General features: G+C 67.7%; 12 protein-coding genes and 3 pseudogenes. 4 read left to right on the forward strand and 11 right to left on the reverse strand.

Going from position 1 to position 24,565, the window contains the following annotated elements; translation table 11 throughout:
* Window positions 1–32: 32 nt before the first annotated feature.
* The 5 genes from DFO63_RS02350 to DFO63_RS02370 are packed head-to-tail and all read right to left on the reverse strand — an operon-like array spanning window position 33 to window position 6,389.
* Complete coding sequence (locus DFO63_RS02350; protein WP_049444729.1) at window positions 33–1,778, reverse strand: putative porin; 1,746 nt, start codon at window positions 1,776–1,778, stop codon at window positions 33–35.
* A gap of 42 nt (window positions 1,779–1,820) precedes the next feature.
* A complete protein-coding gene (locus tag DFO63_RS02355; protein ID WP_049444731.1) occupies window positions 1,821–2,486 on the reverse strand; it encodes a cell envelope integrity protein TolA in 666 nt (221 codons plus the stop codon).
* Window positions 2,487–2,525: 39 nt separating this feature from the next.
* Window positions 2,526–2,939: a biopolymer transporter ExbD gene (locus tag DFO63_RS02360; RefSeq protein WP_005409874.1), complete on the reverse strand. Its 414-nt coding sequence runs from the start codon at window positions 2,937–2,939 to the stop codon at window positions 2,526–2,528.
* 10 nt (window positions 2,940–2,949) lie between these two features.
* Window positions 2,950–4,734 (reverse strand): MotA/TolQ/ExbB proton channel family protein, encoded by a 1,785-nt coding sequence (locus tag DFO63_RS02365; RefSeq protein WP_119006358.1) that lies wholly within the window; start codon window positions 4,732–4,734, stop codon window positions 2,950–2,952.
* 38 nt (window positions 4,735–4,772) lie between these two features.
* Window positions 4,773–6,389: a ShlB/FhaC/HecB family hemolysin secretion/activation protein gene (locus tag DFO63_RS02370; protein ID WP_119006359.1), complete on the reverse strand. Its 1,617-nt coding sequence runs from the start codon at window positions 6,387–6,389 to the stop codon at window positions 4,773–4,775.
* Between the two features lie 201 nt (window positions 6,390–6,590).
* Here DFO63_RS02370 and DFO63_RS02375 point away from each other — a divergent pair, with 201 nt between their 5' ends.
* Entirely contained in the window at window positions 6,591–6,926 is a 336-nt protein-coding gene (locus tag DFO63_RS02375; RefSeq protein ID WP_049444737.1) for a hypothetical protein, read from the forward strand.
* Between the two features lie 100 nt (window positions 6,927–7,026).
* On the opposite strand, the gene DFO63_RS02380 is transcribed toward DFO63_RS02375, so the two are convergent.
* Window positions 7,027–7,503, reverse strand: coding sequence for a general secretion pathway protein (locus tag DFO63_RS02380; protein ID WP_182474383.1), 477 nt, complete (start codon window positions 7,501–7,503; stop codon window positions 7,027–7,029).
* A 104-nt stretch (window positions 7,504–7,607) separates the two neighbouring features.
* Here DFO63_RS02380 and gspH point away from each other — a divergent pair, with 104 nt between their 5' ends.
* The 3 genes from gspH to DFO63_RS02395 are packed head-to-tail and all read left to right on the forward strand — an operon-like array spanning window position 7,608 to window position 9,024.
* Window positions 7,608–8,054 (forward strand): type II secretion system minor pseudopilin GspH, encoded by a 447-nt coding sequence (gene gspH, locus DFO63_RS02385; RefSeq protein WP_014037405.1) that lies wholly within the window; start codon window positions 7,608–7,610, stop codon window positions 8,052–8,054.
* An 8-nt stretch (window positions 8,055–8,062) separates the two neighbouring features.
* Window positions 8,063–8,413: a type II secretion system minor pseudopilin GspI gene (gene gspI, locus DFO63_RS02390; protein WP_259337386.1), complete on the forward strand. Its 351-nt coding sequence runs from the start codon at window positions 8,063–8,065 to the stop codon at window positions 8,411–8,413.
* Window positions 8,410–9,024, forward strand: a complete 615-nt coding sequence (locus tag DFO63_RS02395) for a prepilin-type N-terminal cleavage/methylation domain-containing protein (RefSeq protein WP_049444741.1) — start codon at window positions 8,410–8,412, stop codon at window positions 9,022–9,024. The genes gspI and DFO63_RS02395 overlap by 4 nt, the downstream gene beginning before the upstream one ends.
* 515 nt (window positions 9,025–9,539) lie before the next feature.
* Here DFO63_RS02395 and DFO63_RS02400 read toward each other — a convergent pair.
* The 5 genes and pseudogenes from DFO63_RS02400 to DFO63_RS22425 all read right to left on the reverse strand — a co-directional run.
* Window positions 9,540–21,908 (reverse strand): filamentous haemagglutinin family protein, encoded by a 12,369-nt coding sequence (locus tag DFO63_RS02400; protein WP_119006973.1) that lies wholly within the window; start codon window positions 21,906–21,908, stop codon window positions 9,540–9,542.
* A gap of 365 nt (window positions 21,909–22,273) precedes the next feature.
* Window positions 22,274–23,458: a substrate-binding domain-containing protein gene (locus tag DFO63_RS02405; RefSeq protein WP_101765577.1), complete on the reverse strand. Its 1,185-nt coding sequence runs from the start codon at window positions 23,456–23,458 to the stop codon at window positions 22,274–22,276.
* Between the two features lie 268 nt (window positions 23,459–23,726).
* Window positions 23,727–23,879, reverse strand: a pseudogene (locus DFO63_RS02410) (hypothetical protein); the annotation flags it as partial.
* 92 nt (window positions 23,880–23,971) lie between these two features.
* A pseudogene (locus tag DFO63_RS22420) lies at window positions 23,972–24,124 on the reverse strand (type II secretion system protein GspF); the annotation flags it as partial.
* Between the two features lie 92 nt (window positions 24,125–24,216).
* Window positions 24,217–24,369 (reverse strand): annotated as a pseudogene (locus DFO63_RS22425) (type II secretion system protein GspF); the annotation flags it as partial.
* Window positions 24,370–24,565: the final 196 nt, after the last annotated feature.

A 24,565-nucleotide genomic window follows, 5' to 3' on the forward strand; every position in this document is an offset into this window, starting at 1 on the left:
ACGTACTACGTGATCCGCATCACGCCGGCCACTCAGAACCCGGTATTGAACTCCAGCTGGAACACGTCGATCGACAGCGGTGCACCGGACACTTCCTTGGCCGCCATCCACTTGCCACTGATCCAGCTGCGCGCATCCAGCGCATAGGCACCGCCGACGTAGTAGCCGCGGGCGTTGGTGCCGCCGAGGTGGAAGTTCGGGTCGTTGTAGGCATCGGGCAGCGCGTCGGCCTCGATGTGCTTGTAGCCCAGCAGCGCCTGCCACTGGCCCTTCTCCTTCAGCTCGGTGGCACCGAAGGTGGCCTGCACCATCCACGCGGTGTCGCCGCTGCGGAAGGTATCGATGCTGGCGGTGCCACCGGCGCCGTAGTTGTTGACGATGCCGTTGTTGGCACGATTGAACATGGCCTGCTTGTCGTAGGCCAGGTTGCGGATGTAGTCGCCATCCAGGCGCAGGCCGACGCCCTGGGCCAGCTGCGTATCCCAGCGCAGGTTCAGCGTGGCCAGGCGGAACGCCGAGGCCAGGCCGACATACTGTGGGGTGGGCGTGTTGGCCGGGTCCAGCGGATTGCGCGCGATGTCGCGGATCAGCATCAGCGTGTTGCCCTTCTGCATGAACGCCGGGCGCGACCAGTCGGTGTCGCAGCCCACCGCACCCGCATACAGTGCGCACGGCGAGGACAGGCGGCCGCTGATGTTCTTGAAGTCGTAGTAACCCAGCGCAGCGCGCAGCGCGTTGTCGTCGTTGAAGCGCCAGTTCACGCCCACCTGCGCACCGGACAGCCACTTGTTCTCGTTCGGGGTCTTGACCCGGCTCTGGCTGGGCGAACTGTCGGAGGTGTATTCCAGCGGCACCACCGCGAGGTTACCGAACAGGTCGAGGTCGCCACCGTCGAAGTCATAATTGAGGTTGGCGGCCAGGCCATCGAAGTTGAGGTCGTTGGAGAACAGCGTGTCGCTGGTCCAGAACGGATTGCCGAAGCGGCCGCCACGCACCGTCACCCAGTCTGCCGGGCTGTAGGCCAGCCAGGCCTGGTCCAGCCACACGTCCTTCTTGCTCAGGCCGCCACCCAGCTGCTCGGTGGTCGACACCGGGCCATTGCTGCTGCCGCTGGCCAGGCGCACGCCGGCCGTGGTGTGCTGCCCGATCATCGCCTCGATGCCGAGGCGGGCGCGGATGCGCCACAGGTTGCGGCGGTCCTGGCGGGTGTTCAGCAGCGGCGGCAGCTGCAGGTTGGTGTTGGTGTTGGTGTCGAAACCGTTGCCGGAATTGATCGACGACCAGTTGCTCACGATGTCGCTGTTGCGTTCGGAGAAGAAGCGCGACTCGCTGCGCACGCGCATGTCACCGGTGACCTTGATGCGCTTGGTCCATTCGGCCACTTCGTTCGGTGCCGCCCAGCCTTCGGACTTGGCCTGCGCCATCACGTCCTGGCGCACTTCGTCACGGATACCGTCGCGCACGCTCTGCGGCACGTACGGCACGCGCACGTCACCAGCCTCCAGGGCCACGCCACCGCTGGCGGCGGCGCTGCCCGTGGCTGCAGTGCGCTGTGCGGCCGCTGCTTCGGCCTCGGCTTGTACCAGCAGCGCCTGCCCGTCTTCGGGTTTCAGTGCGCCGCTGGCGATCAGGCCCTTGATCAGCTTGACCATGGTGGTTTCGGCGGCCATCGCGCCGGCCGGGGCGGCCAGGCTGAGCAGCACGGCGCAGCACAGCAGCGCCCGTCGGGCCGGCCGCGGGCGGCGGGAGTCGGTTCGTGCGCGGACGTGGTCGTTCATCACGGTTCTCATCGAAAGAAGGGAAATCACGGAGGTCGGGAATCAGGCCCCGGGCCGGCGGCCCTGGATCAGGACGCGGGCGGGGAAATCAAGCGACGGCGGCGGTGCCTGGTCGACCTTGCCGATGCGACGCAGGGCATCGAGCACGGCCGCGTCGGCCTCCTCGTTGCCACTGCCGCGTACCAGCTCGACCTTCTCCAGACGGCCATCGCTGGCCAGCCATACGTTCACCTGCAGCTGGAATGCCAGGCGCTTGACCTTGTCGTCGCGCGAGATCGCCTGCTGCATCAGGTAGCCCAGGTAGCGACCGTAGGTGGCGTTGCCAGCACCACCACGGCCGACGCCGGATGAACCGCCGCCACTGCCGGACTGGATGCCGAAGTTGTCTCCGCCGGCCTGCGCATCGGCATTCATCGTCACCGGATCGCTGTTATCCGGTGTCGGCGTCGGCTCTTCGGCCGGCGTCGGCTGATCCAGCGGCTCCGGTTCGGGCATCGTCTCTTCCGGCGGCGTCTCCGGCTCCGGTGGTTTTTCCGGGGGCGGCGGGGGCGGCGGCGGAGGGGGTGGCAGCGCCAGCATCGGCGGCTGCACCACCGGCCGGCGGGTGCTGGCGGTGTCCTTGAACAGCAGCCACCACAGTGCGACGCCGAGCACCAGCAACGCGACCAGCACCAGCGCGACGGTCACCAGCAACGCGCGACCGCGCATGCCGGGCTCCGGTCGAGGGGGTTGATGGGCCGTCATGCCTCAGCCCTGCGCCTTGCCGGTGACCAGGCCCACCTGCGCCAGCTCCAGGCGCCGCAGCAGGTCCAGCACCTCGACCACGCGGGCGTACTGCACCTGCGCGTCACCGCGCACGATGACCGGGAAATCCGGCGTGGTCGCGCGTTCGGTACGCAGCCGGTCTTCCAGCTCGGCCATCGTCACCGGGTAGGCATCCAGGAACACCTGGCCACTGGGGTCGATGGTGATCGCCTTGGTCTTCGGCTTCTCCAGCGCGACACTGTTGCTGGCCTTCGGCAGGTTGACCTCGATGCCGGGAATGGAGGCGTTGCTGGTCAGGATGAAGATCACCAGCACCACCAGCAGCACGTCGACGAAGGGCGTCACGTTGATACCCTTCTCGCGCTTCTTGATGCCGAACTTCGCCTTCTGGCCCATGGCGCGCCCCTCAGCCCTGGACCGCGGCCGGGCCGCGCCCGTCCTGCTCTTCGGCCAGGCGCGCGGCGAACTCGTCGATGAACACCGCCATGTCCGCACCGATCGCTTCGGCACGCGCACCCAGGTAGTTGTAGCCGAACAGTGCCGGGATCGCGACGCCGAGGCCGGCAGCCGTACACAGCAGCGCCGCGGCCATGCCTGGCGCCACCGAGTTGATGTCCACCGCGCCGGCCATCGCCGCCACCACGAACACCAGCATGATGCCGATCACGGTGCCGAACAGGCCCACATACGGCGCACCTTCGATGGTGGTCGACAGCCAGTTCATGCGCCGCGCCATCGCTTCCTGCTCGCGCACCATCACCGCATCCATCGAGGCGCGGATCGCGGCGATGGTGGCGCCACTCAGGTAGCCACTGTTGCCGTCGCGCTGGTGGCGCTGCTGCATTTCATCGATGGCCACCTGGTAGATGCGCCACAACGACCCATCGTGCATAGCGGTCGGTGCCTTGCCCTGGCGATCCATGTCCGACAGGGTGCGCAGCGGCACGCCGGACAGCTTGCCGAAGCTCTCGGTGAATACCGCATTGGCCTTGCTGGTGCGGCCGAAGTGGCGGCTCTTGGCGATCATGATCGCCCACGACAGCAGCATCATCAGGCCGAGGATGGCGACCACCACCCAGGCATCGAACGGCATCGCCTTGAGGATGAAGGCGAAGTGGCTCTGGCCAGCCGACTGCTCGTCGGCACCGTAGCTGATCAGGCGCGAATCGGCGCCCTGCGCGGTGGCATCCGCCAGCAGCAGCGCCGCCGGGCGTGCCACCCGCGAGACGCGCAGCTCATCCAGCGCACCTTCGAAGTTGGCCAGCGGCTGCGCCGCACCCGGGGCATCGGCGCCGACCACCGGCGCCGTGCCCAGCGCCGGCAGCTCGCCACTCAGCCGGGCCACCACACGGCCGTTGAGGTACAACTGCAACGCGCCCTTCTCCGCCGTCAGCGCGACGTGCGCCCACTGCCCTTCCGGAATCGGCTGCGCAGGCGTACTGCGCTGGCCGTTGAGCTGCACGAACGGAACCCGGTTTTCGATACCCAGCACCAGCTCGGACGTGCCATCACGACGGGCGTAGATCGCCTGCGCGGCAGTGTTGCCGCCCGGCTTGATCCAGGCCGAAACGGTGAGCGGCGCACCCGCTTCCTGCGCCAGCGACGCGCTGGCGGGCAGTGGCAGCGGGCCCGCACCCAGCTGCACGCCACGACCGATCACCGCGCCCTCGGACGGCGGCACGACGGCACCGGCGTTGTTGCCGTAAGCGGTAGTGTCGCGCGCCGGCGCATTGGCCTCGGCAAAGTGGTAGACCAGCGTGTAATCCGGATCGAACACCTGCTGGCCGTTGCCGCTGGCCGGTGCCTTCTCATTGCCGTAGTACATCCAGATCGTCTGCGGCGCGGCGGCGCTGACTGCCGGCACGTCCACCCAGACCAGGGCCAGGCCCAGCTTGGGATCGAACTGTTCGATCTGATGGGCCAGCACGGTGCGGCCATCGCCCGACACGAAACGCAGGTCATTGCCCGCGTCCTGGGTACCGTCGAACCCGAAGTTGCCGGTATGCAGGCGCAGCAGCAGCGGCGTGCGGCCCGGGTCACCGGCCAGGCCCGCGCCCTGGGGGCCGGCGTCGACAGTGATCGGCTTGCGGTACTTCCATTCGGCCTGCCACCAATTGGCATCGGCCGCAGCAGCAGGCAACGCAACCAGCGCGGCCAGCAGCAGCAACACTCGGGAAAGCAAACGGTCCATGCGAAGGGTCTCCGGAGAACGCATGTTCAAGGGAAGGGTCAGTAACTGGTGCTGATGTTGAAATGCAGGCGCGGGTCGTCCTTGCGCGTGACCGGGCCATCGGCATAGGGCCAGGCGTAGTCCAGGCGCAGCTGCAGGTGCTCGCCCAGGCGCAGCTGCGCGCCCAGGCCGACCGAGGCCAGGTTGTACTTGTCACGCTGTTCGGGCAGTGGCTGGCGCAGGCGCAGGTAGGCGGCGTCTGCAAAGCTGTAGACGCGCAGATCAGTGCCGCTCCACAGCGACCACGCCGGGGTGCGCCATTCCAGGCTGGCCAGGCCGCCGTAGTCGCCGATCGCCTCGGCCGACAGATAGCCGCGCACGGTGTACATGCCACCGGCGGCGAACTGCTCGGCCGACACCAGCGGCGCGTCGGTCACCTGCAGCGAGCCACGCGCGTACCACTGCCAGTCGTTGCCGAAGGTATGGGTGTTGGCCACGTCGGCCTTGAAGGCCACGAAGCTCGGGTCGGCCCAATAGCGCTTCTGGCCGAAGGCGGTGGCGTCGCTGCCGTAGCCGAACAGGCGGCGGGTGCCGGCCACCAGCTGGGTATTGATGCTCAGCTGATCCTGTTCGCCCTGGCGCACGCCCACGAAGGCCAGCGTGATCGGCGCGTACTTCAACGGTGTCTTCAGGCTGTCCTTGCCCATCTGGGTGTCTTCCTCGGTGTCCTTGAAATCCACACCAAGGCTGAGCTGGCGCCACCACTGGCTGCTGCCGGCAAGGCGATAGTTGAGCTTGAGGCCGATCGAGTGACCGTTGCCGATCACGTTGGTACCGGTGCCGGTACCCACCTGCCCACCCGCGTTCAGCACGCGGCTGTCGGACTTGTAGCCGGACGCTTCCAGACTCCACGGCGTGCCTTCGAACGGCATCGTGTACGAGGCCGAGAACACCCTGGCCTGCTTCGTGTCTTCCGGCGCCAGGTACACGCCGATGTTGGCGCTGTGCCCACGCTTCCACAGGTTGTCGTAGGCCAGCGATGCACTCAGGCGCAGCTTCTCGGTGTCGGCGCTGTGGTCGTTGTTGAGCGCCGCACTGGCGCGCCACGGCGACTTCTCCTCGACCTGCAGGTCCACGTCCATCGTGCCCGGCACCTGGCCTTCGCGCACCAGGGGCATCACTTGGCGACGTCCGCTTTCATTGAGCGCGGTCAGTTCCTTCTGCGCCTGGTCGAAATCAGGCACCCTGCCCTCGGCGAGCGCCGGCACGCGTTCGCGGATGCGTTCGGGCGACTCGTGGCGGGTGCCGACCACGCGCAGCTGGCCGATCGGCGTCTGCTGCACCTTCAGCAGCACCACGCCACCACTGACCTGCTGCTCGGGAAGCTCGACGTAGACCGACTGGTAGCCGGCCTGCTGGTAGAGCGCATGGACCGCATCGCGCGCCTTCTCGACATCGGCCAGGGTCTTGCCCGGGCCGAGGAACGGCTCCACCGCGCGTTCGATCTGGCGCGGATCGAGCACGGTGTTGCCGCGCACGATGTATTCATTGATGTTCACGCTGGGCGCAGGCGCCGCCTCCTGCGCGAACAATGGCAGCGGCATCGCGGCCAGGGCCAGCACCAGCGGATGCAGGCGCAGCGGAAGGCGGACGGCTCGGCACGGAACAGGAGTCATCGAAGGCATCGCGTCGTATCGAAGGGAGTGGCCAGGGAGCGGCGCGTGGGTCTACCAACAGGACGTGCACGTCGCGTCAAAACCGCCAACAGTTTTGTGACAGCACTGTCATCTTTTGACAGCGCCGGAACATTCGCGGGCGGAGACTGCCCTCGCCACACGTCTTCATTGCAGAGCGTCGGTTGTCGCAGGAGATTCGAGATGAGTGAGCCGTTGAAGGCGGGCGTTCGCCCTGCCCTCGCCCTTGCCTTGTTGCTGGCGTTGCCATCGGCCTGGGCCGACGAGGCGAAGAAGCAGGACGATGCCGCGCCGTGCATCGAAGTACAGGTCAACGGCGAGCGCATCCCCGCCTGGGAGTGCCTGCAACGCAAACTGGCCCCGGTGCCGAAATCGGCGAAGTCACCGGCGCTGCCTGAAGCCGAACGCCTGATGCGGCAGCCCGGCAACCAGCTGATGCAGTACAACCTGGAGGGCACGCGACAGCGCATGGGTGATGCCTTCGGGCAGTCGGTGGTGCCGCAGCGACCGGCGCGCTGAACCGGCGCAGCTGTAGAGCCTGGCCCGCGCTCAGCAGGTTTCTGTAGAGTCGAGCCATGCTCGACTGTTCTTCCAGACGCAGCCGGGCGTGGGCTCGGCGCTACGGAGCGCCACCCTGCGGAACGGCCGGCACGATGCCATCGCTCGGTACCGGCGGCAGCGCGGGCACCGGCAGGCTGCGCGATTGCCCCGCCTGGTTCAGTTCCACCGCGTTGGCGCTGATGCTGGCCAGCACCGTACAGGGCCCCAACCGCTGGCCCGGCGCGTAGGCTTCGGCAGGACGACCATCCACCGAAAGCAGCGCCAGCGGCGCGTGGTCGCCGGCCATCACGCCCAGCACGACCACCTCGGTCTGCACCGCACCAGGCGACAGCAGCCGCACCAGCGGCAGGCTGGCCACCGCATCGAACAGCGGCCGTGCCGGCGCCTCGGCATGCGCTTCGCTGGCGGCCGCCGCAGGCGCCACCGCAGACAGGGTGACGCTCCAATAGGCCACCACGGCCAGCAGCAGCGTTGCCGCCAGCAGGGTCAACATCCGATTCCGATCCCAGCGCCTGCCGTCCATGTTCCGCATCATCGCCACGTTCGTGTCCGCCTACGCTAGCAGGTGCGGCTGACGCTTTTGTTTCATCATGCGGGCCTATGCTGGCACGTATCGGCAAGGGACAGGAGGCGATGTCGATGCGACGCATCCCGCGTGGTTTCACCCTGCTGGAACTGATGGTGGTGCTGGTGATCATCGGCATCTGCACGGCGGGCATCGGCCTGGGCCTGGGCAGCCTGCTCGACCCCGCGCGCCAGCTGCGGCAGGAAGGCGAGCGACTGGCGCAGCGCCTGCAGGTGGCGCGCGACGAGGCCCGCATCGATGGCCGCCCCCTGCGCTGGCAGGCCGACGCCGCCGGCTACCGGTTCAGCCGCCGCGAGGGTGCCCGTTGGGTCGATGTGCAGCGCGACGACCTGCTGCGCCCCCAGCCCTGGCAACCGGCGGGCATCGTGGTGCAGCCGGCCACGCCGATTGAACTGAGCCCGGAGTGGATCGGCGTGGCATGGGAACTGACGTTGTCGTTGCAGGGCCGCCAGCTGCGTCTTCGTGATGATGGCAGCGGACAGTTGCAGGTCGTGCAGTGAAGCGGAACATGCGCGGATTCACCCTGATCGAGGTGCTGATCGCACTGGCGATCGTTTCGATTGCGCTGGCTGCGGTCATGCGCTCTGTGGCGGTGGTCACCGACGATCAGTCGCGCCTGCGCGACCGTCGCCTGGCGCTGTTGTGCGCGCAGGACCGCTGGCAGGAACTGCGCCTGGCCGGGCAGCCGCCGCGGGATGCGCGACTGCGCTGCGTGCAGGGGCGCAGCACGTTCCTGGTGCTGCAACATCTCGGCACCGGCAGCGACAGCCAGCTGCAACTGGAACTGAGCGTGGTGGCCGAAGATGCACCGCGGCAGTCGCTGGCCCGGATGCAGCTGCCGTGGACCGCCACGCAATGAAGCGGGTCGCGCGCGGCTTCACCCTTATCGAGGTGATGATCGCGATCACCATCATGGGCGTGCTTGCACTGATCTGCTGGCGTGCGCTGGACAGCGTGGCCAGCAGCGACCAGCGCCTGCGCCGGGCCGATGCCGAGACCACGACGGCGCTGCGCGTACTGCAGCAGTTCCAGCGCGATATCGAAATGCGTGCCGACGACGCGCTGATGAACGGCGCGGTGCGCCCGGCAGATCGTCCGCAGCGACTGCTGCCCCCTTCGCTGGTGAGCGAACGGCATCCGGATGGCAGCTTTGCGCTGGAAATCACCCGCAGCGTAGACAGTGATGGGCTGCGCTGGCAGCGGGTGCGCTGGTGGCGGCAGGGCAACACGCTGTGGCGGGCCAGTGGCGCGGCCACGGACCGCTATCCCCTGCCCGCACCGGAGCCGTCGAAGGGCATTGCGGTGGCCAGGGATGTGCAGCGGTTCGAAGTGCGCGCCTGGCAGCCCGGAGCCGGTTGGGCGACGCTGCCGAGCGAGGGCGAGGTGCTGCCGGCCACCGGGCTGGAGCTGCGGTTTGGCCTGCGCGATGGGCGTGGGCCGCTGAGCTACCGGCGGGTGCTGGAGCTTTAGGGCGCTTTCCTGCAGCGCATCCACGCATGGCGTGGATCTACTGCCGAGCGGCTTCTACTGCCAGGCCTGCTCTGGTGGGTGCCGACCGTTGGTCGGCATTGAGGCTGGCCCAGCCATCCACGCATGGCGTGGATCTACTGCCGAGCTGCTTCTACTGCGGAGCCTGCTCTGGTGGGTGCCGACCGTTGGTCGGCACTGAGGCTGGCCCAGCCATCCACGCATGGCGTGGATCTACCGCAGGGCCTGCTCCAGGCATGGCGTGGATCCCCTGCCCTCCTGCCGCCGGGCGCACTCCTGCGCCCGGCGGCGCCGTGTTGGTGATCCTCACCGCTGATGGCCGCTCCCTGCCCTCCGTGCCGTCCTGGCTGGGGCCGCCACCGTTCCCTGGCGGCTGGCCCGATGCTGTCGGTTCCTGCAGTTCAGCTGCATCCACGCATGGCGTGGATCTACTACCGGCCACGTTCGGCAGCATTGTGTGCCGACCAAGGTCGGCACCTACCGGGATCGTGCGATGCCTACCGGCGCTGCGTGCCGTCGTCGCGGCTGGCCTGCGGGAACTGGAAAGCACTGTTGGCGTCGTAACCGCTGTTGGCGGTGGTGCCACGCGCCGGTGGGTTGATGCTGCTGGTGCCGCTGCCGAAGCCCAGGATCTGCACACTGATCACCGACGGCTGGTTGCGCCGTGCCTCGTCCTGGCTCTTGCGCATCACATCCTGTGCCGCCTGGCTGGCGCTGTTGGCTGCCGCACTGGCCGAGGCCAGCGCATTGACATTCACCGATGCCAGCACCGGCAGGCCCTTGCTCTCGCCCTGTACCTGGATGTTGGCCGCGTTGAGCACCTGCAGCGCGGCCAGGTTGATGTTGCCGGAGACGCGGATACCGGCCTCGCCCGCGTCGATGGTGCCCAGCGGCGCGATCAGGTCGACGTCGCCCGGCGGTACTTCGGGAATCGGATTCAGCGTCGCAAAGCCGGCGCCGGTGGCCGGTGCCTGCGGCGACAGCAGCACATTGCCCCAGTTGTCGTAGATCCGTCGCGGCGGCGTATACAGCAGCGTGGTGCGAGAACCGCGACCGGCATTGATGTCGCCCTGCTCCGTCCAGGCCAGGATGTCACCACCGAAGGCCGTCATGACACGCGACAGGCCCAACAGCACGCTGCCCTGGCTGAACAGTCGGATGTCGCCCTGGCCCTGCGTGATGAGGCCAGAGCTGGCCGGCGGCACTTCACCGGCAACGCCCAGCACGATCTGCCCTCCCGGCGCCATCAGCTCGATGTTGCCACCCGCCTCGGTGCGCACGCCGGAGCCACCGTACATCACGATATCGCCGGTGCGCTGGATCGTCGCTCCCGTTGCATCCTTGTCCGGCATCAGCGTGGCAATGACCTCGCGTCCACGCAGATAGGAACCAACGCGCGGCCCGGTCCGATCGTTGTACTCGCGGCCACCCTCGCGCAGTTCTGCATAGTAGACCTGGCGCAGGAAGATGCGCTGCTGTTCCTGCGGCAAGCGGTCGAACGCAGCCAGGGCCTCGGCGCCATCGACGGCCAGGCCGAAGCGCTGCTGCAGCCACTGCTTCAGCTCCTTGTCGTAGATCTTCACCGCCTTGCCGGGCTGCGATGCCAGCGACTGCGCCGGATCGGCGAGGTTGGCCGGATCCAGGTAGCGGGCGCGCACGGCGTCGAACGCGATGGACTGGTTGCCGGCGGTCACTGCAATGCTGGCACCCGGCCGGGTGTCGCCCTGGATCAGGCCGCCACGGCTCACGATGCTGCCACTGTCTTCCTGGCGGAGCTGGCGGCCTGCGCTGACATCGACATTCCCTGGGCCGAACACGGTCACGTTGGTGTGCACGATGTCGCGACCCGCCTGTACAACCGTCATGTCCGTGCTGCCATTGTTCAGCGCCATCACTGCACTGCCGAGGATGTCCGTACCCGCGCGCAGCTGGACCGGCGCGGCCACGTCGTACCAGGTGGCAACCGTGCGCATCATCTCCGGGCTGGTGCCCAACGCCCATTCGCCGCCGGTACGCAGGCCGATGATGTCGCCACTGCCGGCGTAGAAGCGGTTCGGCTGCGTCCCACCGGATCGCGGCGTACTCAGCATCGGCCGGTTCGGACCAAAGGCGAACAGCGGGCTGGCGTCCGCGCTTCCTGCCTGGTACGGCACCACCGTGCCATCCTGCGACAGATTGGTCAGCCGCAGCGTACCGCCGGCGGTGAAGGCGCTGAACGCCGGATCAAACGGCGATGGCAGACGGGTGTCAGCACCGGAACTGCTGATCGCCGGCGCATCGCTGGTGGCCAGGATCGAGCGGCCGGCAAGCATCTGCAGGTTGCCGTTGGCACCCGGTGCCGTCAGCAGCACGCTCGACGCATCGGCGCGCGACAACTTGATGTCGCCGCTCGCAGCCACTACCTGCAGTCGCGAAGGATAGATCCAATAGGTGGCGCCGCTGACGGTCCGTTCCGCATTGCCATCGCCTATGGGTTCAATGGTCCGCTGCGCGATCGGCACCACATCGCCGCCGGCAGAGAACAGGTTGATGGCCGTCGACGGTGTCCAGAGCGAGAATCCGCCAACACCCAGCAGTCGCGTGCCGTCATCTGCGGTCACCACGTTCCCATTGAACAACCTCACCCGGCCGGCGTCGGCGGCGCCCGAGAGCACCACGTCGCCGCGTGCCCTCAGATCCGCGACCGAATCTCCCAGCACCAGCACCGGCCCACCCATGGCTGCACTGGTGGTCGAACGATAGGGGTCCATCGTGCGCAGGCCGTTGGCGATGGCCTGGTAGTCGTTCGGCCCCACGGCGCTGCCGCCGATCCGGGCTGCCTCGACGCTGAGATGGCCACGCAGATTCACCAGCGTGCCGTTGAGCTCGAGATTCTGCTGGTTCTGGGCCTGCGAGTAGGAAGTGGCAGCCAGCAGCGGATTCAGTGCACCGGCACTGCGCAGGCGCAGATCGCCGCCACCGGTCTGCACCAGGCGGCCATCGTCGACACGACCGGTCGAAGCTACTGCCGCATTGATCGCCGTCGAATAGCGTCCACCGCCGAGCACTCCCTGTGCATCACCCTTGGCCGCCGTGACGCCCGCGTTGCGTCCCGCTTCGATATCCACATTGCCACCACCCAGCGTGCCGATTCCGGTGAATCCAACCATGCGTGGCGTCGACGTCGCCGTCGTTCCCGTGATCGCATAGGTACCGAAGTTGACCCACCAGCTGCTCGCCACCGGTTCCACGCCGGCCACATTGCCGGTGCCCTGCCGCCACAACCACCCACCGACGGCACTGCTGGCGCTGTCCGCCTTGTCACGATCGGTACCTGCGGACGACTGGGTCGCCCAGGTTGCCCCGGTCACGTCGCGGCCGGCAATCACGCTCAGATTGCCACCGTGGTCGGGATACCACGCGCGGTAGGCGGCCAGCGCCGCATCATAGTCACCGGTGGCCTGCTGCAGGCCCAGCAGCGCGCTGCGCCCGTTCAGGGGACTGCGCTCGGACTGGAAGCGCTCGTCATGTCCGTTGCCCAACGATGCAGGCGTGCCTGCCGTGTACACACCGAAGACCGAACGCATCTGCACATCCCGCGCCGCCAGCAGCTGCAGATCGCCGGTGCCGGTACGCAACACACTCCACATCGGCGTGCCATGCCGTGGCGGGCCCATCGTAGTGACTTCGCGCGTCTCGCCCGGCATCAGACAGTAGCCATCGCTGAGCTGCCCGCAGATGGCTTCCTCGGTCATGCCGATCATCTCGCCGAACTCCCTGACGCTGGTTCCCGCGAGGGACGGATCGCCCGCCAGTTCCTCCGCGCCCAGTTCGGTGAAGATGTACGGCGAGGTGATGCAGCTTGCAGCCACGCTGCACAGTGCATCCTCGTCACGCCCCAGGTGCGCGGCCAGGTCCTTGATCGTCCGGCCCACCCAGGAGCCGTCAACCCCCAGGCGTTGCGCGCCGTCCGCGGTCAACAGCCGGTCGCGGATGAACTTCATCTGCTTGCTGGCATCGCGGATCGCACCATAGTGCGTGTCGGACAGGGTCAGGTCACCGCTTGCACCGAAGCGGCGCGCACGCGGGTCTGCGGCGTCCGTGTCGGCGCCGGCGACGAGCGACACGTCCCAGGAGCTGGTGCCTTCGGGCAGCATCTGCGCCAACGCCCAGTTGCGCCCCTGGCGTCCATCGCTGCCGGTCGGCCGCAGTTTGATCGGCGTGCCCCCTGGCAGTTTGACCGTGGCCATCGAGGGAATGAGTGCGCCGCGCGCCAACGGCGTGCGCGCGGCCAGGCGCAGCTCGATCGGCAACGGCACGCCGGCCGGCCAGGTGTGCGCGGCAACGTTGGCTTCCCCGCGAAGCTGGAAGCCCGCAGACAGCTTTGCTCCGGCCGGCACCGACAGCGCTTGCGCCAGCACGGTGCCTGCCGGATGCACCTGGCCATCAACGAGCGTGACCGCCGCCGGCAGCACAGTACCTGCGGGCAACACCAGGGGCCCGGTCAGCGTCATGTCGACCGGCAACGTCGTGCCCGCCGGCAACTTCACTGCCTGCACCTGGATGGCGTAGTTCAGCACCGCGCTGGCCGGGAACCGGGTGCCGATGTCCAGCACGACGCCATCGCCGGGAACCACCAGGTCAGCACCGAACGGGGTGACACCCAGGCCGAACACCGCGCCCTCGACCAGTTGCCAGCCCGCATCATCCGGGCTGGTCGGCGGCGGCGCAAAGCCGTCGTTGATGCTGCCGTAGACATTCAGGTCGCCCGCCGCACGCAGGCGCAGCGCACCAGCTTCACCGAATCCGCGGCGTGCTGGATCCAGGCGGTTGGATTGCGGCCCATAGCGGTAGCCGGACAGGTCAAGATCACCACTGACGGTCAGGTCGCCCTCGGGATTGGCGGCCGACGCCACGCCAATGACGTCCACGCCCGGACGCAGGCGCACGCTACCCAGGGCAGCCAGGCGCGCCGACAGATCAGTGTTGGCCAGCGCCGCGTTCATCCAGGCCGTACTGGCCGGATCCACCACGGTATCCAGCCAGGTCTGCGTGACCATCTGTGAGCGATGCCCGTTAACATCCGGCGTGGTCGCCAGCGGTGCATCCTCGTAACGACGTACCGCGGTGACGAACACGTCGCGTGCGCCCGCCACCTGCAACCCTGCATCGCTGCGGATCGCTGCATCCGATCCGCCACTGCGCGGCACGTTCAGCGCGAGCGTACCGCGCGCCCGTCCATCGTTCTGTCCCGGCACCGTGCCCACCGCGACGCCGGTGCCGCTGCGCAGGTCGATCCTGGCAGCAGGGCCGAGTGCCAGCGTCCCCGTGCGGCTTTCCAGCTCGACAATGGCACGGTTGGGGCTGTCGATGATGCCGCCGTAGCTGTCCACACGCAGCGCGGTGCCATGCGCATCCAGCGTGCCATCCACCTGCAGGCCGTCACGCGCCGCCAGGCGGATGCTGCCCACCTGCTCACCACTGGCGTCGATTCGCCCGCCAACCCGCAGTGCGCCACCATCGACACTGATATCGACCTTGCGTGCCTTCACCTCGTCGCCGATCAGAAGGTCGCCCTGCTTGAGCTGGAAGCTGCGTGCGCCGGTCACGCCGTCGCGGGTCAGGCGTTGGTTCAGACCGCTGAAATCCTGCAGTTGCTGCGCACGGACCACCAGTTCGCCGCTGTCGTAGGGCACCACGCTGCCGCCCATGTCCTGGCGGCCCGAGGCCTGGCCAAGTATCCGGCCAGCCAGGTCGACGCGCCCGTCGCCGGCACCGAGTGCGGTCACGGTCAGGCGGCCGGCACGATTGTTGCGGGCAGACAGATCGATGCGCGATGCCACGTCGGTCTGCACGCTGCCGTCGCCTGCGGTCAGCACCGCATCGCCGCCCCAACTGTAGTTGTCGACGTCAAACAGGCTGACCTTGCGCCCTGAAAGGTCCAGGTCGGCGCTGCTGCCCAGGCGCAATGAATGGTCGGCGCTGGCCGACAACCGGCCGGAAGCAAGCGCGAACCGCGTATCCAGCACGATGTTGCCGGCGCGCAGGTCGAGCTCGGCGCCCAGTGCGTCGGCGCTGCCACCGGCAGCGGTGCTGTGCGCGGCCAGTGTGCCTCCGGTCTTCATCGACAGCTTGGCACCGGCCTCACCGGTGACCAGCGGCGCCTGGATGTCCAGGTTGCCACCGCTGAAGGCCCAGCCCTTGCCCGCCTCGTAGTCGCCTTGGCGCTGGTAGACCGCCAGATCGCCGCTACCGGCAAACACCAGCTGGCGCGAGGCCTGCAGGCTCACTCCGGCAAAGCCCAGCACCTGGCGCCCGGCCAGGGCTTCCGACGAAGGACGCGAGCGCGGCGACGGCGCCAATCGCAGCGTATCGGTGATGATCTCCAGTTGCCCGCTGCCCAACCGGTTGGCGATCGCGGGCCCGACCGGCTGTGCCTTCGCATCACCCAGCACCGACGAAGCGCCCTGCTGCCCGGACCAGGTCAGTTCCGCAGCAAAGATGCGCGCGCGATCATTGCTGTCGCCATAACCGTGGATTGCCGGTGCGCCCAGCACCAGGCTGCGCAGGTTCGGCTTGCCCGTGGCCGCATCCCGTGTATCCAGATCCACACTGCCGAATACGTTGATCGCCTCGGCCGCATTCAGGCGCAGGGTCTCCAGCGCAGGCGCGCCGACGGCTGTATTGCCACGCAGCAGATCACGCAGGACCTGCTGGTTGAGCATCAGGCCCGGTGGCAGCGCCGATGCCCCTGCCGCGCGGGCGATGGCCTCGGCCGTACCCAGGTTGATGTTGCCCATGCCCAGCGCCAGCTCGCGTGTGCCGTACACGGCGCCCTCGCGCAGCTGCAGCTGCCCACTCGATGCAACATTGATGCTTCCCTCCGACACCAGCCGGGCCTGGCCGGCGCAGGTGACCCCCGGATCACAGGCGCCAATGTCGATGTCGACGCGGGTTCCGGTCGTTCCAGTCGCCGGTGCCAGTACTTCGGGGTGGTCATTGGAGACGGCCAACAGCCCGCCACCCACCTGGTAGACATAGCCCAGGCTTGAAGGCAGGCCGGCGGCGCCAAGGCCGATCGTATCGATTCCCGCCCCGGCCTCGATCACGATGCCGCGCCCACCGTCAACCGCACCAATCAGGACTTCCGGCGCGCGCAGTACGGCGCCGCTGCGCACCACCACGTCCTGGCCAACGCCCATGACATCAATGGTGGACGGCGCAACCGAACGTACCCGCGCGTTGATGACCAGTCGCGAAGGCTGCAGCGCATTGAGCGCGTCGGCTTCGATGGTCGCACCCTGCCGGTCTGCAGCAGCTTTGCCGCCCGCTGCGATGATCTCCAGCGCGCCGACCTGGCTGATGCGTGCAACCTCCACGCTGCCCCCCATGCCGCCACTGCCGGCGGCGGGCTGGAAGCGTGCCTCACCCTCGAAGCGCAGCGCAGAGGTTCCCTGACGGCCGGCACCTGCGCCGAGCTCAAGCCGCAGCATGCCCGCATCGACCGTCTGCCACCCGCGCGGCAGGCCCAGTCGCTGCGCGCTGGCGGCCACGAAGGCGTTGTAACTGGTTTCGTTGTATCCGGAGTGCCGTCGCACGGCCGCAGCCGGGGTCAGCAACAGGTCCGTCAGCAACGGTGACACCGCACCGCCCAGTGCATTGGTGCGATGGCCGGCGACCCGCCATGAGCCGGTCCCGGTGGCCAGCGCGGTTGTGGTGCCGGTCGCGCCACTGGCGCCCAGCTCGACCCGGAACGCGCCTGGCTGCAACGCAAAGCTGGCGGGCAGCAGCGTATAGGTACCCGCTGCCAGACCTGGTACACCCGTGGGCACCACGACCTGCTGGCCCACCGCCGGATCGGCCGAGCCATCGGACAGGCCCAGCGGGGCAGCGCTGCCTGCAAAGCCCGGCAGGATGGCGTAGACCTCATTGCCCGACTGGCTGAAGCCATAGCGCGGATTCGCATCGGCCAATGCATTCCGCAGGATGTCCACCGAACCGCCACGGCCACTGACAAAGGCCGCACCGGTCAGCTCCCCTCCTCCGGACATGTCCAGCACCGCACCCGGTGCCACCGCGGTCTCGCTGCTGACCAGGCGGATGCCGACCGGCAACGCGCCACCGCCTACATTCCTCGGCGCAACGGTTGCACCCTCCAGGCGCCATTGGATGCCATCCACCGTGCCACCGTAGGGCAGGCTCAGGCCGGCGCCGCTGGTCGAGGTCACGCTCCCCGGCAGCAACGAGACACGGGAGGCCAGGACGCTGTTGCTGTCGGTGCCACCCAGCACAATGCTGCCCATCGGTGCGCGCACCACGCCCGCCTGCTCGACGGTCGCTGCGGTGAGCATCAGGCTGCCCAGCGCCGACGGAGGCGTGATCGGTGCAGCGCCCCCCAGGCCATTGATGCGCAGCACGCCGGCCGCATCCTTCCAGCGCGGATCGGACGAGACGGCGACCGGATCCAAGCCGGCGCCGAGGCGACCGGACGCACCGGCCACCGGATAGATCTGTGCCGCGGTGACCTCCATGCGCCGCGCTGCAAGCAGCTCGGCATCGATCGCACCCGCACGGGGGTTGCCCTTCAGGAGCCGCACATCACCGCTGCTGTGCAGGGCCACGTCGTCAAACCCATCCAGCCGCACGGTGTCGCGCACATCGATCAGCTGCGCGTCGGCCTGCAGTCGGTGCTGCCGTGCCGATGCCAGTGGCACGTCGGCGCTGCCCACGGTGGTTTCGCCGGGTATCACGGCCCAACTCGGGCTGGACAGCTTCAGATAGGGCGCCTGCAGGGTGATGGTTCGGGCCGCTGCCGCACCCGGCATGATGCCGACGGAGCCTGCCAGGCGCAGGCTCTGGCCCATCCGCAGGTCGATGTCGCCTTCGCTGCGCACCGCAGTGAACAGCGACAGGTTGTCGAACCCACCGTCGCGGATCTGCTCCACCGACAACCTCGCATCGCCGTATGCGGGCGTCGCCGGGATGGGCTTCTCCTCCCGTTTCTGGCTGAGGGCGAGGAATCTGGGTGCCCGCACCAGAGCGCTTGCGTTGGGTGCGTAGACACCGCCGCCGAAGGCGATGCCCAGGGTGCCGCCGCGCGCACCTGCACCACCGGCCGCGGCTTGCAGGTTGCCCTGCAGGTAAAGCGCATTGGCCGAGCGCAGCACGATCTCGCCACCATCGCTGTCCACCTGCTGCGTGCCTTGGCCGTCGATATGCAACGCCGTTGAACTGCCGTCAGCACGCAACCGCGCGCCCCGCTCAACCACGATGAACGCATCCACCGGACGATCGCTGACGTCGCCGGCACCTTCCCAGTCCAGGGCACCCCCAATCTCGATGCTGCCGCCCTTGCGCACCAGCCCGCGAAGCCGCTGTGCTGAATCCTTCACGCTGAAGGCATCGCCACTGACATCCAGTTCCGCCCCCTCCGCGATGCGATAGGTGCGGCTGTTGGGCTGTCCGTCGAACAGATCGATGGCCGTGCGCACGTCATCCAGCCGGATCCGGCCGCCGGCCGCGTGCAGGCGCCCCTCCACGGCGATGTTGCCTGCACCCCGCAGTTCAATGGACTGTGCCGGATCAACCTGCACGCTTGCACCCTTGCCGATGCGCAGATCACCGCCACGGTTACCGAACTGCGAGCGCAGCAGGAGACCCGCACCGGAACGCTGGCTGATGCGGCCACTCACCGGATCGGCACTGTAAAGCGGGGCCAACCATGCCTGCACCGCGCCCTCGCGGGTAACGGCCTTCAGCGCGTCGCTGGCCAGGCGCAGGCCCGGCATGACCACCTCGATCTGCGCACCATCGGCCACTTCCAGACCCTGCTGTGCATTGATGTCGTACTGGCTGAAACCGCTGCCGAACAGCGCGCTGCGCAGCGTCAGCACGCCGGGCGCCTGGTCGTCACCACCAATGCGGATGTGCCCGCCATCCGTCAGCGACAGGCTGCCACTGCCTTGGCCCAGCGCGCTGATGCGTGCGTCCTCGGCCAACGTCAGCCGGCCAACTTCCCCTCCAGCGTTGTCCAGAGTGTTGGCCTGCAGGCTGACGCTGCCGCCCTTGCCGATGCGCGCCTTTCCAGCACTGTCGACACGGCCGCCGGCGTCAACACTCAGTTCGCTGCCACGCCCGACCACCACGTCATGGCTGTTCTCCAGCTGCAGGCGACCGCCATCGCTCCACGCCTGACCCTGCGCCGCGCTGGGGTCCAGCAGCAGATTGCTCCAACGGCCGGCAAGGTCGATGCGTGCACCGTCGACGATCTCCACCCGTCCACGCCCAGCCTGAAGCAGCGGAGTGACAGGGTTGCCAGCCACGGCCAGCAGATTGCCGGCCCGCAGCTGACCACCGGCAATGCCGATATCACCGCCCAGGCGAACGTCGCTGGCGGTCAGCACCAGCTGCCCGCCATCCTGCAGGCGCAGCTTCCCATCGATGGCGATGCTGCCGGCGGTGGCCAGGTCCAGGCGCCACCATTGCTGTTCGCTCAGGCGGCCCGCGTCCAGCCACAGGGTGTTGCGCTGCTGAACCGGGATCGGTGCCTGCAGTGTCCAGTCAGCGACGGGCACCGCACCTTGAACGACGCGCACCTGGGTATCAAAGACCGCAGTGCGCCCCGCGTTGTCATAGCGCCCCAGCCACAGCTGTGCATTGCGTGCCACTGCCGTCTGTGCCTGCGCGTAGCCATCCTTGCCCTGGTCCGGTGCCTTGGCCTGTTGTGCGCCCTGGAACGCCTGGGTGTTGATGTCACCCTGCAGCACCACAGTCGGCGCGGAGACCACCAGCCGGCCGGCATCACGCCCGACGGTATAGCCGTTGTCGACCCGTTCGCCCGGCGCCACCAGCGGATTGCGGAAGGCCTCATTGACGCCCCAGCGCTGGTGATCGACCTCGAATCCCTTGTACAGGCCGGCGTACTGCATCTCCGCCGGCGCGTCGTCCAGGCGGTACAGCTGCCCATCGGTGCCGCGCAGCCAGCTCTGCTTGATCACGCCGGACTGCACATCCAGGCTGCCACCGGCCAGGTTGATCTTCGACCCACCATGGGTCACCACTTCGCTGCCGCCCAGCTGCACGGTGCCGCCCTGGGCCGCCCATTCGCCGATCGAGTGGCCCTGGTTGTCCAGGTAGCCGCCCACTTCCAGCAGGCCGCCACCGGCGTACCAGCGGTCAGCAGCATAGCCGCCGGTACCGGCCGCGACGTGCTGCAGTTCGCGACGATCGATCCAGACCTCGCTGCTGATCAGCGCGCCATTGTCGCGGTTGTCCGGCGAATCGCGCAGTTCGTTGCCCTGCACCTTCACCTGCACATTGTTGCTTTCCATCGCCACGCGCACACCCACCGCGCCGGAGACATCGACCTGCGCCGCGTTGCCCACGTAGCTGCGACGCGCCGCGTCGCTGACCACCTGGCCACCGGTCGCCAGGGTCAACGAGCCATCCTTGAAATTGATGTCGCCACCGGAGACGATCTCCACGCGCGACTGGTCACGACGGTCCTGCAGCCGCGACAGGTTGTCGAACGTGCCAGCACTGCTTGCCGCGCGCAGCACATCCTGCTCCGCCGAGGACTTGATCAACGCGTCACGCTGGCTGTCCAGCACCACGCTCTTGCCATCGTCCTCGATCAGCACTGCGGTGGTCGCGCCCGAGTTCAGCGTCACCTGGCCCTGGCGGTCACTGATCGCGTTGAGCAGATGGATGGTGCCGCGCTGGCCCAGCGTGGTGGTGGCGACGGCAACGCCGGCCTGCTCGACCCTGCGCCCGGCCAGGGTGATGTCGCCCTCGCGCGCCTGGATCAGGCCGCTGTTGCGCACGTCGCCAGCGCTGCTGCCCTGCACGAAGCGTGGTGCGATCTCATTGCCGGCCGTGGTCGACGCGGTGTTCTGCGCGGTGCCGACACCGCGACGGATCACGAAACTGTCGCCCGCCGCCAACTGTGCCTGGCCCTTGCGCGTCTCGATCTGCCCGGCATTCTCCACGCTGCTGCCGGCCAGCAGCACATAGCCGCCGCCGCGGGTGGCGCTTGATGGCTCGTGGGTGGCGATGCGTGCGCCCTGCTCCACCATCACCTTGCCGAAGGCTTCGGTCAGCGCGGCGGTGGTGCCGTCGGCACTGAACAGGCCGTTGTCGCGGAACTGCCCATCGCTGATGCGTGCGGCAGCGGCGACAAGGTTACGGACGTTGACCTGGCTGTTGTTGCCGAACACCACACCATTACGGTTGGCCACGAACACCGTGCCATTGGCCTTCAGCTGGCCGAGGATCTGGCTGGGCCGGGCATTGGGGTCGTTGACCCTGTTCAACACCGCCCAATCCGGATTCTGCTGGAAGCTCAGCGTGGTGTTGCCACCGATGTTGAAGGTTTCCCAGTTCAGGATTGCCTTGTCCGCCGTCTGCTCCACGCTCACCTGGACCCGGCCATCGCTGCCCTGGGACTGGATCGCCTCGCGCGCATTCAACCAGCCGCGGGTCAGCGGGTTCTCATCGACTTTCAGGCCGTCCTTGCCCAGCCCGTCGGCCACGATGAAGCCGGCCTCCCGACGCGCCTGCCGGGCCTGTTCCTGCAGCCGCTGCTGCAGCGCGATGGCTTGCGCGGCGGTTCCGAGGTTGTCGATGGACTGTTGCAGCTTCTGGCGTGCGGCGTCCTGCTGCTGCGCTGGCAACTGGAACTGGATCGGCACCCCGTTGGGCATGCGCCCGCTCTGCGCCGCCGCGCCCTGGGCCGCACCGCGATCAGCGAACCAGCCCGGGCTGAACGCCTGCTGGGCCTGGCTGGCGGGGGCGATCACCGTACCCAGCGCGACCGCGACGGCCCACGCCATCGGGTGACTGCGGCGCAGCATGGACGGACGGGAAACGGTCGTGAGCGCGTGCGACATCTGAACCTCGTCAACCTGATTGGGCGGCCGCAGCCGCATCACTGTCTGATGGATGGGGCGATCGGTGCCCTGCCCCTGTTAGACGAGGCTGGAGGCGTGAAGCCGACATCAAGAAAGCGCTCGCCACAATGGAAGAAGGCGCCGGCAATCGCGCCGGCGCCTGTTCATCAGGTACTCGGCTGTTCAAGCGCGTCGGCACGCCCGCCACGGCGAACCGGGTGCGGATCGCGTCGACCCAGGTGATACCGGGTGGAACGAACCGATGCGCGCTGACCGCCGCATCATGTCTGCCGGTCCAGCCAGGGACTGACACGCAAGAAGGCGCCGGCCTTGCGGCCGGCGCCCTTTTCAACAGTACCCCTGGATCAACGGCCGACGCCGGTGGTGCAGGTGTTGGCGTTGCTCAGGCCGGTGGTGGCCGAGGAGGAAACCAGGTTGGCGGCAACCGCTTCACGCCAGTCCTGGGTCAGCGGGATGAAGCCGTGCGCACGCACCGCAGCATCGTTGTTGCCGGTAGCGCCCACGTTGTAGTGGTTCTGCAGGAAGTCGCGGATCGCATTGCGAGCCAGGGCGACGCGGTAGCACTGGCCGAACACCAGATTGGTGTAGCCAGCGATCGGATAGCCCGCCGACGGGTTGGTGAACACCGGCACCCACTTGGCCGGGTTGGCGATGTCGGCAGCCGTGGACGGCGGAGCGATGGTGTTCAGGGTGGCAGCAACGCTCACTTCATCCGGCGAGTAGCCCTTCAGCTTGGCAACCTTGGTCGCGTCCTGCAGGTTCGGGATCACGTCCGGGCCGACATAGCCGATGCGGCCGTCAGCAGCGTACACCGCGTTGTACAGCGCGGTGCCACCGGTGGCCGGCGCGGCGACGAAGTTCGACGGCACGGTGGTGAACAGGTTGGCGAAGGTCGACTGCACCGAGAAGGCCGGCGCACCGTTGGTCAGCTTCAGGTTGGTGCCGGCAACGTCGCCCGGCTGGCAGGCGCTGGTCAGGAAGCGGGTCAGCAGCTCGCTGGTGCCGCTGCTCTCGCCACGATAGATGACCTGGATCGGGCCGGTGCGGCCGGTGCCGGTGTCGGCCCAGTCAGTGATCTTGCCCGAGAAGATGCCGCAGGCCTGGGTCACGGTCAGGTCAACGGCCGAGCCGGCCTTGTTGAACGGAATGGTGACCGAGGTGGCGACGGACGGCATCTGCAGCAGCGGACCGAACTTGGTGGTCGAGGTCGCGGAGTTGTAGGTGGCGTTGTAGGTGTCGATTTCGGTCTGGCTCAGCACCGAGTCGCTGCCAGCAAAGTGGACGTTGCCGGTGCCGGTCGGGATGAACAGCGCGATCTTGTTTTCCAGGAACGCCTTCTTGCCGGTGCCCGAACCGGTCACGGCGTAGCTGAAGTTCGACGGCAGGATGCTGTCGGCCTGGCCCTTGTACAGATCAGCCGGCAGCGAGGCGCCGCCGCCATTGACGAGGGACTGCTGCGCCGAAGCAGCACCGGCGGTGGCGAGCAGCGCGGTGGCAACCAGCGCGGCCAGGGTCTTGTACTTGTTCATGATCTTCTCCTGAAGGGTTTACTGCGAAGGGAAACACCAAGGGAGGAACGGTCACTACACGCTTGCTGCCGCCGAGGGCCTCCCAGCCCACTCTGCGGCGACGTGTCCATGCTGGTCCGCGCCGATGACAGGCCGCTTAAGAAACCTGTGGAAGATCGAAAAAAGGTGTGGAGGATTGTGTGGAGAATCGATGTCATCGGATCCACGCCCTGCGTGGATGCACCGCATGTGACGCGCGTCGCGCGATCCATCCACGCATGGCGTGGATCTACTGCACCAGCTGGTTCATTTCCATGATCGGCATCAGCACGGCCAGCACGATCGTCAGCACCACGCCACCCATCACCAGGATCATGGTCGGTTCCAGCAGTGCGGTCAGTGCCATCGCGCGACGCTCGATCTCGAAGGCATAGAGGATTGTGTGGCGGAATCCAGATGTCAGTAGATCCACGCCCTGCGTGGATGCACCGCATATGACGCTTGTCGCGCGATCCATCCACGCACGGCGTGGATCTACTGCACCAGCTGGTTCATTTCCATGATCGGCATCAGCACCGCCAGCACGATCGTCAACACCACGCCGCCCATCACCAGGATCATGGTCGGTTCCAGCAGCGCAGTGAGCGCCATCGCGCGACGCTCGATCTCGAAGGTTTGGAGGATTGTGTGGCGGAATCCAGGTGTCAGTAGATCCACGCCATGCGTGGATGCGCCGCATATGCCGCGCGTCGGGTGATCCATCCACGCATGGCGTGGATCTACTGCACCAGCTGGTTCATTTCCATGATCGGCATCAGCACGGCCAGCACGATCGTCAACACCACGCCGCCCATCACCAGGATCATGGTCGGTTCCAGCAGCGCAGTGAGCGCCATCGCGCGACGCTCGATCTCGAAGGTCTGGAGGATTGTGTGGCGGAATCCAGGTGTCAGTAGATCCACGCCATGCGTGGATGCGCCGCATATGCCGCGCGTCGGGTGATCCATCCACGCATGGCGTGGATCTACTGCACCAGCTGGTTCATTTCCATGATCGGCATCAGCACGGCCAGCACGATCGTCAACACCACGCCGCCCATCACCAGGATCATGGTCGGTTCCAGCAGTG

It is taken from the genome of Stenotrophomonas sp. AG209, assembly GCF_003550055.1.
Classification (GTDB): Bacteria; Pseudomonadota; Gammaproteobacteria; order Xanthomonadales; family Xanthomonadaceae; genus Stenotrophomonas.